The following is a 16,252-nucleotide window of genomic DNA, read 5'->3' on the forward strand; positions in this document are numbered from 1 at the left end:
AGCCGATGAACGTCCAGACCCCGGTTCTGTCTTCCGAAACCACGATGGCGAACGCGATCCGGTTCCTTGCCATGGACGCCGTTCAGGCGGCGAAGTCCGGTCATCCGGGCGCGCCCATGGGCCTCGCCGATGTGGCGACCGTCCTCTTCAACCGCTTCATCAGCATCGACCCGGCCGATCCCGCCTGGCCGGACCGGGACCGCTTCGTCATGAGCGCCGGTCACGGCTCCATGCTCATCTACGCGATTCATCACCTGCTCGGCTATGACGACATGGATATCGGCCAGCTCCGCAATTTCCGTCAACTCGGATCGCGCACGGCCGGACATCCCGAATACGGCCATGCCAAGGGCATCGAAACGACGACCGGTCCGCTCGGCCAGGGACTTTCCACCGCCGTCGGCATGGCGCTCGCCGAACGCATGCACAACGCCCGCTTCGGCGATGATCTGGTCGATCACTATACCTATGTGATCGCCGGCGACGGCTGCCTGATGGAGGGCATCAGTCACGAGGCTATCGACCTTGCCGGCCATCTCGGGCTCGGCCGCCTGATCCTGTTCTGGGACGACAACCGCATCACCATCGACGGGCCGACCGATCTGTCGACATCAATGGACCAGCAGAAGCGCTTCGACGCCGCCGGATGGCACGTTCAGTCCATCGACGGTCATGACGCGGAAGCCATCGCGGAGGCGATTACCGCGGCCCGGGCCGAGACGGGCAGACCGTCGATGATCGCCTGCCGCACGGTGATCGGCAAGGGCGCTCCCAACAAGGCGGGCAGCCACAAGGTGCACGGAGCGCCGCTCGGCGACGAAGAGATCGCTGCGGCCCGCGCGGTCCTGGACTGGCCCTTTGCCCCGTTCGAGGTTCCTTCGCCGGTGAAGGACGCCTGGGGTGCGGTCGCCGGGCGCGGCGCCACGGCCAGAAACGCCTGGACGCGGCGCAAGGAAGCCCATCCCGGGGCGGCGGAATTCGATGCCTCGCTCGCACCAGCCGATGCGGAGGCGCTGGCACGGCAACTGGCGGCCCACAAGATCGCCCTCAGCGCCGGTGCGCCGAAAATGGCGACGCGGCAGGCCTCCGAAATGGCGCTGGAAGTGGTCACCGCGACCCTGCCGAACGCCGTCGGCGGATCCGCCGACCTGACCGGGTCCAACAACACCCGAACGAGATCCATGCGCTCCGTCTCGCGGGACGATTACAGCGGCGACTACATCCATTACGGCATCCGCGAACATGGCATGGCTGCCGCCATGAACGGCATCGCGCTCCATGGCGGGTTCTTCGTCTATGGCGGAACGTTCCTGGTCTTTGCCGATTATTGCCGTCCGGCCATCCGGCTTTCCGCCCTCATGGGCGTGCCCGTGACCTATGTGATGACACACGATTCCATCGGCCTGGGCGAAGACGGCCCGACGCACCAGCCGGTCGAGACGATCGCCTCGCTGCGCGTCATGCCGAACCTTACCGTCCTGCGCCCCGCCGATGCGGTGGAGACCGCCGAAGCCTGGGAAATCGCCGTGACATCGACCGGGACGCCGACGGTTCTCTGCCTCTCGAGACAGGCTCTGCCGACCGTGCGCACCGAGCATTCGGACGAAAACAAATCGGCTCGCGGAGCCTATGTCCTGCGCGAGACGGATGGTGCCCGCGACGTCACGCTGATCGCCACCGGCTCCGAAGTGGAGATCGCGCTGGCCGCCGCCGCCAGGCTGGCGGAGACAGGCGTGAAGGCGGCCGTGGTGTCAGCGCCCTCATTCGAGCTTTTTGCCAGGCAGGACACGGCCTACCGGGCCGGTGTCCTCGGCACCGCGCCGCGTGTCGGCGTCGAGGCCGCGATGCGCCAGGGATGGGATGCCCTGATTGGCGACGAAGGCGCCTTTGTCGGCATGACAGGTTTCGGGGCGTCAGCTCCGGCCGGGGATCTTTACCGGCATTTCGGCATCACGCCGGAAGCGGTCGCCGAAGCGGCGGCCGGCCTTCTCTGACCGCTGCGGTCAGGACCGGGTCACGATTTCACCGGTGCCGCCCTTCAGGTGCGGCACTCGAGCAGGGACCGGCGGGCGGAGCGCCCTCCGGCACAACAGCCCGAATGAGGTTGCGATGGCAGCCCTGGGAGGAGACAGATGGCTTTGATCACATTGCGCCAGTTGCTCGATCATGCCGCCGAATGCGGCTATGGCGTGCCGGCCTTCAACATCAACAACATGGAACAGGGGCTTGCGATCCTGCGCGCCGCCAAGGCATGCGACGCGCCGGTGATCCTGCAGGCGAGCCGCGGCGCGCGTTCCTATGCCGGCGACATCATGCTGCGCCATATGGTCGAGGCGCTGGCCGAGATGTTCCCGGACATCCCGGTGGTGCTGCACCAGGACCACGGCAACAACGACGCCACCTGCCTGTCGGCGATCCGTCACGGCTTTACCAGTGTCATGATGGACGGCTCGCTGGAAGAAGACATGAAGACCCCGGCGTCCTTCGAATACAATGTCGACATCACACGCCGCGTCACCAGGGCGGCCCATGCGGTCGGCGCCTCCGTCGAGGGTGAACTCGGCGTTCTCGGCTCCCTTGAGACAGGCGAGGCCGGCGAGGAAGACGGGTCCGGCGCGGCAGGCAAGCTCAGTCACGACCAGCTTCTCACCGATCCGGATCAGGCGGTTGATTTCGTCATGGCCACCGGGTGCGATGCGCTGGCTATTGCCTGCGGCACCAGCCATGGCGCCTACAAGTTCAGCCGCAAGCCGGATGGCGAGATCCTCTCCATGGCGACGATCGCCTCCATCCACGAAAAGCTGCCGGACACCCACCTCGTCATGCACGGGTCCTCGTCGGTACCGCAGGAATTGCAGGACCTTATCAACTCCAGTGGCGGCGATATGGCCCAGACCTACGGCGTGCCGGTCGAGGAGATCGAGCGTGGCATCAAAATGGGTGTGCGCAAGGTCAATATCGACACCGATTGCCGCATGGCGATGACCGGCATGTTCCGCAAGGTGGCGAAGGAAAAACCGGCGGAATTCGATCCCCGGAAGTTTCTGATCCCCGCCATGGAAGAGCTTGAAAAGCTGTGCCGCGACCGGTTCGAGCGTTTCGGCACCGCCGGGCACGCCGGCGCGATCAAACCGGTCTCGATGGATGAGATGGCAAGGCGTTACGCGTCCGGGGCGCTCGACCCCCAGATCGCGTCCGCCCGGGCGGCGTAAGAGCGAAAGGAGCTCCAGTTATGAACCAGATAAGCAATCCTCAGGAAATCACGGACCAGAAGAAGCGCTACACCGCCGGTGTCCTCAAATACGCCCAGATGGGGTATTGGGACGGCGATTACGAGCCGAAGGACACCGACATTCTGGCACTCTTCCGGATCACGCCGCAGGACGGTGTGGACCCGATCGAGGCCGCGGCCGCGGTGGCCGGCGAGAGTTCCACGGCGACATGGACCGTGGTCTGGACCGACCGGCTGACAGCCTGCGACCAGTACCGGGCGAAAGCCTACCGCGTGGAACCGGTTCCCGGCCAGGAAGGCCAGTATTTCGCTTACGTCGCCTATGATCTGATCCTGTTCGAGGAAGGCTCCATCGCCAACCTGACCGCGTCGATCATCGGCAATGTCTTCAGCTTCAAGCCGCTCAGGGCCGCGCGTCTGGAGGACATGCGTTTTCCCGTGGCCTACTGCAAGACCTTCAAGGGCCCGCCGACCGGTCTTGTGGTCGAACGCGAGCGCCTGGACAAGTTCGGCAAGCCGATGCTTGGCGCGACGACCAAGCCGAAGCTCGGCCTGTCGGGCAAGAACTACGGCCGTGTGGTCTATGAGGGCCTCAAGGGTGGCCTGGATTTCATGAAGGACGACGAGAACATCAACTCGCAGCCCTTCATGCACTGGCGTGACCGCTTCCTCTACTGCATGGAGGCCGTCAACAAGGCGACCGCTGAAACCGGCGAAGTGAAGGGTCACTATCTCAACATCACCGCCGGCACGATGGAAGAGATGTACCGCCGCGCGGAATTCGCCAAGGAACTCGGCTCGGTTATCGTGATGGTGGATCTGATCATCGGCTGGACCGCGATCCAGTCGATCAGCGAATGGTGCCGCCAGAACGACATGATCCTGCACATGCACCGCGCGGGACACGGCACCTATACCCGCCAGAAGAACCACGGCATTTCCTTCCGTGTCATCGCCAAGTGGCTGCGCCTTGCCGGCGTCGATCACCTGCATTGCGGTACGGCGGTCGGCAAGCTGGAAGGCGACCCGATGACAGTGCAGGGCTTCTACAATGTCTGCCGGGAAACCCGCAACGAGGTCGACCTGCCCCGTGGCCTGTTTTTCGAGCAGGACTGGGCGGATATCAAGAGGGTCATGCCGGTTGCCTCCGGCGGTATCCATGCCGGACAGATGCATCAGCTTCTGGATCTCTTCGGCGACGATGTGGTGCTTCAGTTCGGCGGCGGCACGATCGGCCACCCGATGGGCATTCAGGCCGGTGCGACCGCCAACCGCGTCGCGCTCGAAACCATGGTGCTCGCCCGCAATGAAGGCCGCGACATCAAGAACGAAGGCCCGGAAATACTGCGTAACGCCGCCAAGTGGTGCAAGCCCCTGGAAGCCGCGCTCGATACCTGGGGCAACATCAGCTTCAACTACACATCCACCGATACGTCGGACTTCGTGCCGACCGCAACCCCGGCCATGTAAGGAGACCTCTCATGCGCATCACCCAAGGCTGCTTTTCGTTTCTGCCCGATCTGTCCGACGCGCAGATCACCGCGCAGGTCGAATATATCCTCGGCCGCGACTGGGCCGTGAGTGTGGAATATTCCTACGACCCCCATCCGCGCAACAGCTACTGGGAAATGTGGGGCAACCCCATGTTCGACCTGCGCGATGCGAAGGGCGCGATGATGGAGTTCGAGGAATGCCGCAAGGCACATCCGGAGGCCTATATCCGCATTCTCGCCTTCGACAACACCCGCGGCTGGGAAACGGTGATGATGTCCTTCATCGCCAACCGCCCTTCCACGGAACCGAAAATCCACCTGCAGCGGACCGATTTCCAGGGCCGCGCGCAGAAATACGCTTGGGACGTCCGAACTTAGGGCGTGCCCGTCGAGCCATGCGTCCTCAGTTCCTCCCGGACGCATGGCTCTTTTTTCAGGAACCGGATCCATGAGTGACGAAACACCTACCGCCAGTCCCAAGACCGTCGATCTTGCCGCCGAATACGAAAGCTCCGGCGTTGCCGAGGTCTTGCGGGAACTCGATGAGGACCTGATCGGCCTTGCTCCGGTCAAGCAGCGCATTCGCGAGACCGCGGCGCTGCTCCTGGTCGACAAAGCAAGGCGCGACCTGGGGCTCGCGCAGGAAACGCCAACGCTGCATATGAGCTTCACCGGCAATCCGGGAACCGGCAAGACAACGGTGGCCCGCATGATGGCCGGGCTGCTGCACCGGCTCGGATATGTCCGCAAGGGCCATCTGGTTGCCGTCACGCGCGACGATCTTGTCGGCCAGTATATCGGCCACACCGCGCCCAAGACCAGGGAGGTTCTGAAAAAGGCCATGGGCGGCGTGCTGTTCATCGACGAGGCCTATTATCTCTACAAGCCCGACAACGAACGCGATTACGGCCAGGAGGCTATCGAGATCCTCCTGCAGGTGATGGAGAACAACCGGGACGATCTCGTCGTCATCATGGCCGGCTACGCCGACAGGATGGACAGGTTCTTCTCCGCGAACCCGGGCTTCCGGTCACGGATCGCCCATCACATCGATTTCCCGGATTACACCGACGGCGAATTGCTTCAGATCGCGAATTCAATGCTGCGGGGACAGAACTACGCTTTCGATGAGGCTGCTGAACGCGCCATGACGGACTATATCGCGCTGCGCCGGGAACAGCCGCATTTCGCCAATGCCCGCTCCATCCGCAATGCGCTGGACCGCGCGCGGCTGCGCCAGGCCAACCGCCTGTTTTCCGAAAGTGCCGGTCCGCTGGGTGTGGAGGCGCTGTCGACGATTTGCGAACCGGACATCCGCGAAAGCCGTGTCTTTCAGGGTGGCCTCGATGTCGATCGCCGCTCTGCGGATCTGGCAGCGGAGTAAAGCCGCTTCATCGTCATTATGGGTCCGAGACCTGGTCCGGAAACAGGAGAAAAAGCCATGACCTTCGATCGTTCGCTCAAAATAGCGCCATCGATTCTTTCCGCCGATTTCGCGGATTTCGGCCGGGAGATCCGGGCAATTGAGGCAGAGGGCGCCGACTGGGTGCATGTGGACGTCATGGACGGCCATTTCGTCCCCAACCTGACCTTCGGCCCGCCCGCGGTGAAAGCGTTCCGCAAACATGTCACGACCGTCATGGACGTTCATCTGATGATCGCTCCGGTCGATCCCTATATCGACGCCTATGCGGAGGCAGGCGCCGATATCCTGACGGCGCATGTGGAGGCGGGGCCGCATATTCACCGCACGCTCCAGGCGATCCGGGCCGCCGGCATGAAGGCGGGCGTGGCGCTCAATCCGGGAACGCCGGCCGAAGCGGTGGCGCATCTGCTCGACCTTGCCGACCTCGTCTGCGTCATGACGGTCAACCCGGGGTTCGGCGGACAGAAATTCATCGACCTGACCGGCAAGATCCGCCGCCTGCGCGAGATGATCGGCGACCGCCCGATCCATATCCAGGTCGACGGCGGTGTCGATCCGGTGACGGCACCGCTCGTCGTCGAGGCCGGAGCGGATGTGCTCGTGGCTGGGTCCGCCGTCTTCCGCGGTGGCTCGGTGGAAAAATCCACTGTCTACGGAGCCAATATGCGCGCCATCCGCGAGGCCGTTCTTCCGGCCCGGCAGATGACGGCGTAAAGACCTGGAACATCAGACGCGTGAACCGGCCGCGCGCACTAAGGCATTCTTGAAAACTCGGGAAACGACAATGGGAACACCAATCGTCATATTCGATCTTGACGGAACGCTTATCGACAGCGCGCCGGACATCCATGCCGCTGCATCGCGATTGCTGAAGCGCGAGGGGGTGCCGCCGCTCACATTCGATGACATCCGCTCCTTTATCGGCCGGGGTGTGCCGGGGTTGATCGACAGGATCATCGAGGCTTCGCAGCTCGCGCCCGAAAGCCGCGAGCGGCTGATCGCATCGTTTCTCGACGACTACAATGCCCGTTCCACGGAACTGACACGCGTCTTCCCGGACGTCGCGCCATGCCTGCAAAAACTGAGGGAATTCGGCTTCCGCCTTGGCGTGTGCACCAATAAACCGCTCGCCTCGGCAACCCGTATCCTCAAGGTGTACGATCTTTTCGATGCCTTCGAAGCAGTCGTCGGCGGTGACAGTTTTCCGGCGGTCAAACCGGATCCGGCCGGCCTTGTCAGTCTGATCGGAACGCTTGGCGGCGGACCGGCGCTCTATGTGGGCGACAGCGCCATAGATGCGCAGACCGCATCGCGGGCCAGAACCCTCTTCGGCCTGTTTACGGAAGGGTATTTGAACGCGCGGCTCGAAAGCGTGCGCTATACGTTCCGTTTCGATGCCTTTTCCGAACTTCCCCTCGTGACGGAGGAAGTCTTCGCGCATCAGGGCGTCTTCGTGTGAGGGCGCTGATCTTTGATGTGGACGGGACCCTGGCGGAGACCGAGGAGCTGCACCGGCAGGCCTTCAACCTCACCTTCCAGGACGCCGGACTTGACTGGTACTGGAGCGTTGCGACCTACACCCGGCTCCTGAAAACTACGGGCGGCAAGGAGCGCATGCGCCAATGGGGCGAGGAAACGGCTTGTGGCATGCCGGATACTACGATTGCCGGGCTGCACGCCACGAAGACAGCCCGTTATGCCGCGCTTCTGGCGGCAGGTGCCGTCTCCCTTCGCCCCGGTATCGCGGAACTCATTGCCTACGCGCGGTCCGCGGCGCTGCGGCTCGCGGTCGCGACGACAACCAGCCGGCCGAATGTCGACGCTTTGTGTCTTGCCTGCTTTCAAAAACCGGCGGCGGACGTGTTTGAGGTGATCGCCGCCGGGGACGAGGTGGCGGCCAAGAAGCCCGCGCCGGATGTCTATCTGCTCGCGCTGGAGCGGCTCGGTCTTGCGGCCAGTGAAGCGGTCGCGCTGGAAGACAGCCGCAACGGCGTCCTGTCGGCAAAGGCCGCGGGCCTGAAGGTCGTCGCGGCGCCGTCCCTCTACACCGCGGCCGATGATCTTTCGATGGCCGACAGGGTGACGGATATCCTGTCGCCCGCAGCAACCCGCTTTCCTATGGACTTGCACGAAAGCGGGTTGGTCTAGATCACTTTATCCGGTGCCCGGATCAGGTTCCGAAAATATCGGTGGTGATGCCCTTGTACCAGCCGACCGATTCCTCATAGGTCGCTTGGCGCAGGGCGTCGTCTTCTCCCGTCTGGCTGATGAAGCTGCTGGTCGAGGCGATCTTTTCGGCGGAAGGGGCATATTGCGCGCCGACCTTCACGCCGTCATTGGTTTCGATCAGGCTCCAGCAGGTGTTGGAATATTTCGCCGGGAAGACCTTCGACCCGGTGAGTTCTCCCCGGATGGTCATGGCCGCGACTTTTGCCTGGCTGTTCGCCGAAAATCCCGACTTCGGCATGTCGCCCGCAATCGACGCATCGCCGATGACGAAGATGTTCTCATCGGCTTGCGAGCGCATGGAAGCGGGATCGATCGGGCAGAAACCGCTGTCGTTTGTCAGCCCGGCGCTGGCGGCGATCATGCCGGCCTTCTGGGCCGGGATGACATTCACCAGGTCCCCCCTGAAGGTATCCAGGTCCGTTTCCACTTCACCGGTCTGCGGATCGACGCTGGCGATGCCGCCATGAACGTCCGGGCCGTACCACTCGATCATGCCCGGATAGTATTTTTCCCAGCCTTCGGTGAACAACCCCTGCTTGGAGAATTTCGGCTTCGGGTCGATGATCACGATCTTGCAGTCGTCATAGCCCTTTTCCTTGAACAGATGAGCCATCATGGAGACACGCTCGTAAGGCCCCGGAGGGCAGCGGTAGGGGTTGGGCGGGGCGACCATCACCACCTGCTGGCCGTTTTCGATCGCGTCCAGTCTGGCTTTCAGAAGTTTCGTCTGCGGTCCGGCTTTCCAGGCATGCGGCATGACCTCGGCCGCCTCTTCGGAATAGCCGGGTACGCTGTCGTAGATCAGGTCGATGCCGGGAGCCACGATCAACCGGTCATAGGGCACCTTCGACCCGTCGGCCATCACCACTTCCCTTGCCTCCCTGTCCACGCTATCGGCCATGGCGTTGACGACGGTGATGCCATAGTTGGAGGCGAGGTTGTCGTAGCCGTGGGTGATGGAGTCGAAACTGCGGTACCCGCCCAGGTACAGGTTGGAGAAAAAGCAGGTGGTGTATTGCGGATTCGCCTCGATCAGCGTGACGTCCAGGTCCTCGCCGGCATCCTTTGCCATGTAGCGCGCCGCCGTGGCGCCACCTGCGCCGCCGCCGATCACGACGACCCTGGGTTTGCCTTGCGCCCTTGCGTAATAGGGCATCGCCAGCGTGGTGGCACCGGCTCCCACTACGAATCCGAACGTCCGGCGTGTGATATTAGGCATGTTACTTCCTCCCCACATGTGCAGCGTGCGGCCGGACCTTTCGCGAAAGGTCCTTACTGCGGATCGAGAGACCCGAAATAAGCCGCGAGTGCTGCGATTTCCTCGTTGCCGAGATTGGTCGTCATGTTCTGCATGACCTGATGACTACGGACATTTGTCTTGTATTCGAACAGCACCCGGATGAAGGCCTGGCTTGGCCAGCCGACAATCGACGGGATCCCGTCCGCCCGGCCGGACATCTGGTGGCAGGTGACGCATTCGCTGGACAGATATTCGCCAAATTCCGGATCGCCCTCCATCCCCATCGCGACCGCACCGATTTCCGCGCGCGCCTGCGTGCCCGCTCGCGGATCCGCCGCCGGGGCTTCCTTCGATAACGCTTGCAGATAGGCGATGACGTCGATCCGGTCGCCCTCGTTCGTCATCCCGCGAAAGGACATGCGCGTTCCAGGTACATAGGCGCGCGGCTTTTCCAGATACTGGTTCAGGGTGAACGCGTTCCAGACGAGTCCTTCTTCGCCGAGCTTTTTCATGGCGCCGGAATATTTGAAACCGTCCAGAACGCCCGCCTGCCGGCCGAACAATCCGTCCAGATGCGGCCCGACACCGTTGCGCGCCCCCGCGCCGACCTGGTGGCAGGACTTGCAGGCCTTGAAGACCTGTTCTCCCTTGAGGGGATCTCCCTCCTGGGCGGTGGCGGGAAGGGGCAGGAGGAAGCAGAGTCCGGCGGCAAGTGCCTGCGCGTTGCGTTTCAGCGCGGCTTCAAAGCGAAAAGGGCCTTGCGGCGGTTTGCTTCGTCCAGATCCGGTCATTCCGGGTCCTCCCCAGCCGAGATATATCATCCCGCGCGGAGGAATGTCCTCCCGCGCAGGGCAATCTGTCGTCAGGGCCGCAGTATAGTATAGCCGCCGGCGTCCAGTTCCATCAGCGAGATGGCGCCGGCGGGAACGACCTCGACACTCTCCATCAGCTCGATGTCCTTGCCTTCATTCCTGGCCATGGCCTGACGTGTGTTGTTGCAGGCTTCGAACGTGACATTCGGCATGCTCTGCGCGAAGGACTTCATGCGCTTGGCAACCGGCGATGTGTCGGACCGGAGCATATGCAGGCCCGCATTGAAGGCAACTACCCTGATGTCGACTTCCTCGCCCAAATCGGAATAGTGGCGTGAGACATTGGCCGCGACGTTGAGAACGGTGTTCATCTTTTGCGGATTGTTGTCGGTGATCTGCAGCGCAAGCTTGTGCATGCCATCTTCGGCGATGGCGGCCGAAGCAAGCATGAGCACTGCCGGAACCGCCAGAGCAATCTTGATAAGTCTAAGCATCGTTTCCTCCCTTTGGCGCGTCCGGTTTTCCGGTCACGCTTCCTTGCGGCCCGCCCCTGTTATGAGTCCGGGACGGTGCCGCAAAACGATGTCAGTCGACGCCTCCAAGTCCTGAGGCATCGTCATCGTCGACAGAACCTGGCGTCACGTCGAGGATCCTTGCGCGCATGGTGATCTCGACGGCATCCGCCTTGCAATCGCTCATGCAGGGGTCGCCCTTGGTGGCATAGTGCTCTTCCTCGGGCCGGTCGTCCGCAATGAAGTTTTCCTCGTTCGGCAGACGGATCTCAACGAAGTTCTCGTTGGAAAGCTCGAACTCCTCATCGTCGACGACGTCGTTGAGATAGAGAAGATAAGCGGTAATGGCGTAGACGTCGTCGTCCGACAGCGAACGGGCGTTGCCGTAGGGCATGGCCCGCCGGACATAGTCGTAGACGGTGGAAAGATACGGCCAATAGGAGCCGATGGTCTTTTCCGGCCGCTCGTCCGTCAACGTGTCGTGACCGCCCGCCAGAACCGGCCAGCGGCCGACGCCTTCGCCGAAGTCGCCGTGGCAGACAGCGCAATTGTCCGTATAGAGCACTTCACCGTCCGCCACCGTTCCCGATCCTGCGGGCAGGCCCTGGCCATCCGGACGGATGTCGATGTCCCACGCGGCGACTTCATCTTCCGTCGCGGCCCGGCCGAGGCCGCCGCCCTCGCGTGTGGCCGAAACCGGAGACGGGGTGGCAGAGGCTGCCGCAGTCTGGACTGCGGCTTCAACCGCTTCCGGTTCCGCCGCGCTTTGCTCTTCTTTTTCCGCTGGAGCCGTACTGGAGAAGGTAGCCAGATAGGCGATCACATTCTCCAGGTCTTCTTCTTTCTTCAGTCCGGCAAAGGCCATCTTGGTGCCCTTGATCATGGCCTTCGGCTTTTCCAGATAGGTGGTCAGGCTGGCGTCATCCCACACAAGCCCGCCGTCTCCGGCGCTGATCATCGCCTTGGAGTATTTGTAGCCTTCAAGGGTTCCCGCCGTCCGGCCGAAAACCTCATTGAGCTGAGGGCCGACCTTGTTCTTGGCGTTGTCGCCGACCGCATGGCAGGCGGCGCATTTCTTGAAGACTTTTGCACCCTTGTCGGCATCCCCCGCCACGACCGCGCCCGTGAGAACCGGCAGGGCGGCGAGGGACACGCCAAGGCTGAGAACTTTAAGAAACTTCGACATTTTCCACCGTCCCGTCTGCTTTGACATGCCAGGTCTGAATACCGTTGTTGTGGTAGATCGAATTCTCGCCGCGGGCGGCGCGCAATTCGTTCTTGGTTGGCTGATAGTAGCCGTTTTCATCCATCGCCCGGGACTGGATCAAAAGGTCGGAACCGTCCCAGTCGATGTCGAGATAAAAACGGTGCAGCGCCTTGGACAGGCTCGGCCCGTCCAGTCGCGCGGTTTTCCAGTTGCGCCCGCCGTCGATGGAAACATCCACGCGGGTGATGCGGCCGTTTCCGGACCAGGCGACACCCGAGATCACCAGCGGCCCTTTTCCGTGCGTGACCGGTGCCTGCGGGCTCGGGCTGGTGACGACGGACTTGGGGTCCATCACCCAGGTGAAGCGGCGCGCCTTTCCTGTTTCCAGAAGGTCGGTGTATTTGGAGGTTTCCTCGCGCTGGTGCCAGGGCTCGTCGCCGACTTCGATGCGGCGCAGCCACTTGACCCACATGTTGCCTTCCCAGCCCGGCACCACGAGACGCAACGGATAGCCCTGTTCCGGACGAAGAGCCTCGCCGTTCATCTTGAACGCGACAAGGCAGTCGTCCAGCGCCTTGTCCATCGGGATCGACCGGGTCATGGCGGAGGCATCGGCTCCTTCCGGCATCACCCATTTGGCGCTGGTCTTGATGCCGGCTTCTTCCAGGATCAGTTTCAAAGGCACGCCGGTATACATCACGCAATGGACCATGCCGTGGGTAAACTGGCAGCCGTTCAGCTGCGAGCCGCGCCATTCCATGCCGGAATTGGCGGCGCACTCCAGAAAATACACCCTGTTCTCGCGCGGGAACCGTTTCAGGTCCTCCATGGTGAAGACCAGCGGCGTGTCGACCAGGCCGTTGATCATCAGCCGGTGGTCCGCCGGATTGATCTCCGCGATGCCGCCGTGGTGGCGTTCGAAGCACAATCCGTTCGGCGTGATGATGCCGTCGAGTTCATGAAGCGGCGTGAAGTTGATCGAGCTCTCCGTGGAGGCTGTCAGCCATTCCACGTCGCGGCGCACGACACCGGCCTCGAATTCCGACGGCGTGCCATAGGGGCGCGCCTGCACGCCCTCACCGAGATACCGGTTCCAGTCCTGTATCTCGGTAATGAGGGGATCTCCCGCTGCGCGTGCCGCGCCGGCCGAACCGGCCACGGCGCCGGCCGCCAGACCCGCCTTGAGGAGCGAGCGTCGGGAAAGATTTGATGGTTGGGAAACCTTGGTATCACTCATGATCGTGTCCTTTGGGAGGTGTCCTCAGGATTTCGTTTGGGAATTTGGTCAGCCGGCAAGCGTGACGGACTGATTGTCCGGCAGCTTCACGACGGGGTTTTTGGTGATGTGGTTTTCGACGACGTCCCAGATCGGCGGACCTTCGGTGCCTTCGTTCACAGACGCCCAGCCGGCCACGACATAGTCCTTGGCCGGGTCGATCGCTTCGCCGGTGGCAAGCAGGGTCATGTTGGAAATGCGCTCGCCGATCTCCTTGTTCGGATCGATCGTGTAGCCCATGCCGCCGACGCGGACCATGTCGCCGCCCTGCTGGTAATAGGGGTCCTTGTTGAAGAGGTTGTCGCCGACATCCTCCAGAATGTCCTTCAGCATCTGACCGTTCATGGCGGAGCGATAGGCCGCCGGATAGGTCATGGCGCAGGCGTTGTGCAGGTCCTCGAAGGTGATGTCCTGGCCCGGGATCACCGTCGTGCCCCAGCGGAATCCCGGAGACAGCGCGATCTGCGCGTCCCGTTCTTCCAGAAGCGCCTGGCAGATCAGGTCGTCGAACGTGCCGTTGAAGTTGCCGCGCCGGTAGAGAAGGCTTTCGGTCTTGCCGAGCACGCGGGCGAGATCCTTTTCATAGGGCGCCCGGACCTCGTCGATCAGCGCCGACATGTCGGCGTCCGGGGTGATGATGTCGGAGAAGATCGGGATGAGACGATAGGCATAGCCGGCAAGCTTGCCGTCCTTTATGTCCAGATCCAGCCGCGAGACGAACTTGCCGTTGGAGCCGGAGGCGATCACCAGCGTGTCGTTGACGATCACCGGTTCGGGCAGGGCGTCGTGGGTGTGCCCCGTCAGGATGACGTCGATGCCGTCGACGCGGGAGGCCAGCTTGCGGTCCACGTCGAAGCCATTGTGCGAAAGCAGCACGATCAGGTCCGCGCCTTCGTCCTGTGCTTCCGCGACATGCTTGGCGATGTCCTCTTCGCGGATGCCGAAGGACCAGCCGGGGATCATCCAGCGCGGATTGGCGATCGGCGTATAGGGAAACGCCTGACCGATCACGGCAACCTTGGCGCCGCCCCGTTCAAACATCTTCCAGGCCTCGAAGGCCGGTTCGTCCCATTCACTGTCGTAGATATTGGAACCGAGGAAGGAAAAGGGCAGCTCATCGATCACTTCCTGCACGCGGTCCGTGCCGTAGGTGAACTCCCAGTGACCGGTCATGGCGTCCGGCTCAAGGGAGTTCATCACCGTGATCATGTCCTGGCCGAGCGTCTCATTGGACGTGTAGCTGCCCTGCCAGGTGTCGCCGCCATCGAGAAGAAGAACGTTGTCGGCGCCGCGCTCGGCGCGGATCCGCTTGATCACCGTCGCGACCCGGTCCATGCCGCCCATCTTGCCATAGGTCCTGGCAAGCGACACGTAGTCCTCGGAGGTCAGCGCATAGGCGTCCGGGGAGCCCGGTTCGATATCGTAGAGCTTCAGGAAATCCGCGCCGGTCACATGCGGCGGTTTTCCGGCGACGTCCCCGATGCCGAGGTTGATGGACGGCTCGCGGAAATAGATCGGCTTGAGCTGGGCGTGAATGTCGGTGATGTGGACCAGGGTCAGTTTACCCTTGGGCTCCATCTGCAGGAGCAGATCCTCGGAAAGCGCCTGCTGCGCCATGAGCCGGGACCACGAACCCGCCATCCCTGACCCGAGCAGCGCGCTCGTCGCCGTTGCCGCCATCAGGAACTCGCGTCTTGAGAACATTCCTTGCCTCCAAAATCGGCGGGCCAGACCTTGGCTGGCCCCATGCATGACTTCTCCGCTGGCACACGCGGACCCGCGCACCATGCATCTTCGGATGAGTTGTGCTTTCCGGCTTCAGAGCATCCTGCGTCCGATGGACCTCGGTAACGACGCTCCGGCACCTTGAATTTCAGTCTGTTTCTCAGCCTTCCCGCGCACACGCAGGCCGGCAGGGACATCCGGCGCGGTGGCCGCGCCGGATGTCGGGGAGGACGCCTATTGACGAACAGCCGGTGTTTCAACCCCAAGACCCGAGCCGCGCCAGGTCACATAGACTTCAAGCGCCATGAGATCGTCCGAAAAGGCGGCCGGAAACGCACCGCGTGTGTCCCGGATGCAGCCGCGGAAACGGTTGTGCAGCGAGACCATGGCGCTTTGCTTCAGCCGGTAGGTCGGGAAGCCGTTTACATTGCCCTGGCTGAGGTGGTCGGCACGGATATAGTTGCCGTTGTAGTCCTCATGGCAGGTCGCGCAGGACAGGTTCAACTGACCGGTCCTTGTGTAGTAGAGCTCTTCGCCCTTGTCCCACCAGGCCTTCATGTCGCCTTCGGTCAGATCGACCTCCACCGGCATGCCAATCGACTTGTGCTTGATGAAGGTTGTCAGGGCCTTCTGGTCTGCCGCATCGAACTTGTAGGGCTTGGCCTGCATGTTTTCTTCGCGGCACTGGTTGATCTGAAGTTCGATGTTGAAAGGTTTGCCCGCGTCGGCATTCCATTTCGGATAGTTGGCGCCGATGCCCTTCAGGAACTCCTCGCCGTCTTCGTGGCAGGAAGCGCAGGACTTGCCGGCGTCACCTTCAACGGTGTTCCAGATTTCCTCGCCGCGTTCCACGTAGAGCATGCCCGGGTTCTGGAAGCTGTCGGCTTCAAGGGCCCGCGTTTCCTCGGTGCGGTAGTGCCACCCGGAAATCACTTCGTCGAGCGGGTGGCCTTCCGGCGGAGCCACGCGGGTCATGATTTCCATCTCGCCGTCGATGACGAGTTTGTCATCCGACGGTCCGCCGGCAATCGCCGCGCACTGTGCGCCCAACACGAATGCGACACCTGCCGCTAAAGAAAGTCTATAGGATCTGGCCAAAT

Annotated in this window: 15 protein-coding genes; 8 read left to right on the forward strand and 7 right to left on the reverse strand. The window is 62.5% G+C overall.

What is annotated here, in order from left to right:
• Positions 1 to 5: 5 nt before the first annotated feature.
• The 8 genes from tkt (at position 6) to CLV41_RS00515 (ending at position 8,299) form a co-directional block, all read left to right on the forward strand.
• The gene (gene tkt, locus CLV41_RS00480) at positions 6 to 1,994 is read left to right on the forward strand and encodes a transketolase (protein WP_103220335.1); all 1,989 of its coding nucleotides are present in this window, start codon (positions 6 to 8) and stop codon (positions 1,992 to 1,994) included.
• 138 nt (positions 1,995 to 2,132) lie between these two features.
• Complete coding sequence (gene fba / locus CLV41_RS00485; RefSeq protein WP_103220336.1) at positions 2,133 to 3,212, forward strand: class II fructose-bisphosphate aldolase; 1,080 nt, start codon at positions 2,133 to 2,135, stop codon at positions 3,210 to 3,212.
• Between the two features lie 20 nt (positions 3,213 to 3,232).
• Positions 3,233 to 4,702, forward strand: coding sequence for a form I ribulose bisphosphate carboxylase large subunit (locus CLV41_RS00490; RefSeq protein WP_103220337.1), 1,470 nt, complete (start codon positions 3,233 to 3,235; stop codon positions 4,700 to 4,702).
• Positions 4,703 to 4,713: 11 nt separating this feature from the next.
• Positions 4,714 to 5,103 (forward strand): ribulose bisphosphate carboxylase small subunit, encoded by a 390-nt coding sequence (locus tag CLV41_RS00495; protein WP_103220338.1) that lies wholly within the window; start codon positions 4,714 to 4,716, stop codon positions 5,101 to 5,103.
• 70 nt (positions 5,104 to 5,173) lie between these two features.
• Complete coding sequence (cbbX, locus tag CLV41_RS00500) at positions 5,174 to 6,109, forward strand: CbbX protein (protein ID WP_103220339.1); 936 nt, start codon at positions 5,174 to 5,176, stop codon at positions 6,107 to 6,109.
• A gap of 57 nt (positions 6,110 to 6,166) precedes the next feature.
• Positions 6,167 to 6,865 carry a ribulose-phosphate 3-epimerase gene (gene rpe / locus CLV41_RS00505; protein WP_103220340.1) on the forward strand — a complete coding sequence of 233 codons (699 nt, stop codon included), beginning with the start codon at positions 6,167 to 6,169 and terminating at the stop codon, positions 6,863 to 6,865.
• A 70-nt stretch (positions 6,866 to 6,935) separates the two neighbouring features.
• Complete coding sequence (gph, locus tag CLV41_RS00510) at positions 6,936 to 7,610, forward strand: phosphoglycolate phosphatase (protein ID WP_103220341.1); 675 nt, start codon at positions 6,936 to 6,938, stop codon at positions 7,608 to 7,610.
• The gene (locus CLV41_RS00515) at positions 7,607 to 8,299 is read left to right on the forward strand and encodes an HAD-IA family hydrolase (protein ID WP_103220342.1); all 693 of its coding nucleotides are present in this window, start codon (positions 7,607 to 7,609) and stop codon (positions 8,297 to 8,299) included. Before gph ends, CLV41_RS00515 begins: the two co-directional genes overlap by 4 nt.
• 22 nt (positions 8,300 to 8,321) lie before the next feature.
• Here the strand turns inward: CLV41_RS00515 and CLV41_RS00520 are convergent, their stop codons facing one another.
• The 7 genes from CLV41_RS00520 to soxA form a co-directional block, all read right to left on the reverse strand.
• Entirely contained in the window at positions 8,322 to 9,599 is a 1,278-nt protein-coding gene (locus tag CLV41_RS00520) for an NAD(P)/FAD-dependent oxidoreductase (RefSeq protein WP_103220343.1), read from the reverse strand.
• Positions 9,600 to 9,652: 53 nt separating this feature from the next.
• The gene (locus tag CLV41_RS00525) at positions 9,653 to 10,411 is read right to left on the reverse strand and encodes a c-type cytochrome (protein WP_103220344.1); all 759 of its coding nucleotides are present in this window, start codon (positions 10,409 to 10,411) and stop codon (positions 9,653 to 9,655) included.
• Between the two features lie 71 nt (positions 10,412 to 10,482).
• A complete protein-coding gene (locus CLV41_RS00530; protein ID WP_170107077.1) occupies positions 10,483 to 10,926 on the reverse strand; it encodes a DsrE family protein in 444 nt (147 codons plus the stop codon).
• A gap of 91 nt (positions 10,927 to 11,017) precedes the next feature.
• Positions 11,018 to 12,130, reverse strand: a complete 1,113-nt coding sequence (locus CLV41_RS00535; protein ID WP_103220345.1) for a c-type cytochrome — start codon at positions 12,128 to 12,130, stop codon at positions 11,018 to 11,020.
• Positions 12,114 to 13,388 (reverse strand): sulfite dehydrogenase, encoded by a 1,275-nt coding sequence (gene soxC, locus CLV41_RS00540; protein ID WP_103220346.1) that lies wholly within the window; start codon positions 13,386 to 13,388, stop codon positions 12,114 to 12,116. Before soxC ends, CLV41_RS00535 begins: the two co-directional genes overlap by 17 nt.
• Before the next feature lie 48 nt (positions 13,389 to 13,436).
• A complete protein-coding gene (gene soxB, locus CLV41_RS00545) occupies positions 13,437 to 15,131 on the reverse strand; it encodes a thiosulfohydrolase SoxB (protein WP_103220347.1) in 1,695 nt (564 codons plus the stop codon).
• 255 nt (positions 15,132 to 15,386) lie between these two features.
• Positions 15,387 to 16,205, reverse strand: coding sequence for a sulfur oxidation c-type cytochrome SoxA (gene soxA, locus CLV41_RS00550; protein ID WP_235867029.1), 819 nt, complete (start codon positions 16,203 to 16,205; stop codon positions 15,387 to 15,389).
• Positions 16,206 to 16,252 lie beyond the last annotated feature (47 nt).

Origin of the sequence: Roseibium marinum (genome assembly GCF_002906165.1) — a bacterium.
Taxonomy (GTDB): domain Bacteria; phylum Pseudomonadota; class Alphaproteobacteria; order Rhizobiales; family Stappiaceae; genus Roseibium; species Roseibium marinum.

What these genes read in the sequence shown, in the direction of transcription:
- gph (WP_103220341.1), top strand. Translation starts at nt 6,936, where the DNA reads ATGGGAACACCAATCGTCATATTCGATCTTGACGGAACGCTTATCGAC.
- tkt (WP_103220335.1), top strand. Translation starts at nt 6, where the DNA reads ATGAACGTCCAGACCCCGGTTCTGTCTTCCGAAACCACGATGGCGAAC.
- cbbX (WP_103220339.1), top strand. Translation starts at nt 5,174, where the DNA reads ATGAGTGACGAAACACCTACCGCCAGTCCCAAGACCGTCGATCTTGCC.
- soxB (WP_103220347.1), bottom strand. Translation starts at nt 15,131, where the DNA reads ATGTTCTCAAGACGCGAGTTCCTGATGGCGGCAACGGCGACGAGCGCG.
- soxC (WP_103220346.1), bottom strand. Translation starts at nt 13,388, where the DNA reads ATGAGTGATACCAAGGTTTCCCAACCATCAAATCTTTCCCGACGCTCG.
- CLV41_RS00525 (WP_103220344.1), bottom strand. Translation starts at nt 10,411, where the DNA reads ATGACCGGATCTGGACGAAGCAAACCGCCGCAAGGCCCTTTTCGCTTT.
- CLV41_RS00495 (WP_103220338.1), top strand. Translation starts at nt 4,714, where the DNA reads ATGCGCATCACCCAAGGCTGCTTTTCGTTTCTGCCCGATCTGTCCGAC.
- CLV41_RS00490 (WP_103220337.1), top strand. Translation starts at nt 3,233, where the DNA reads ATGAACCAGATAAGCAATCCTCAGGAAATCACGGACCAGAAGAAGCGC.
- CLV41_RS00520 (WP_103220343.1), bottom strand. Translation starts at nt 9,599, where the DNA reads ATGCCTAATATCACACGCCGGACGTTCGGATTCGTAGTGGGAGCCGGT.
- fba (WP_103220336.1), top strand. Translation starts at nt 2,133, where the DNA reads ATGGCTTTGATCACATTGCGCCAGTTGCTCGATCATGCCGCCGAATGC.
- CLV41_RS00530 (WP_170107077.1), bottom strand. Translation starts at nt 10,926, where the DNA reads ATGCTTAGACTTATCAAGATTGCTCTGGCGGTTCCGGCAGTGCTCATG.
- CLV41_RS00535 (WP_103220345.1), bottom strand. Translation starts at nt 12,130, where the DNA reads ATGTCGAAGTTTCTTAAAGTTCTCAGCCTTGGCGTGTCCCTCGCCGCC.
- rpe (WP_103220340.1), top strand. Translation starts at nt 6,167, where the DNA reads ATGACCTTCGATCGTTCGCTCAAAATAGCGCCATCGATTCTTTCCGCC.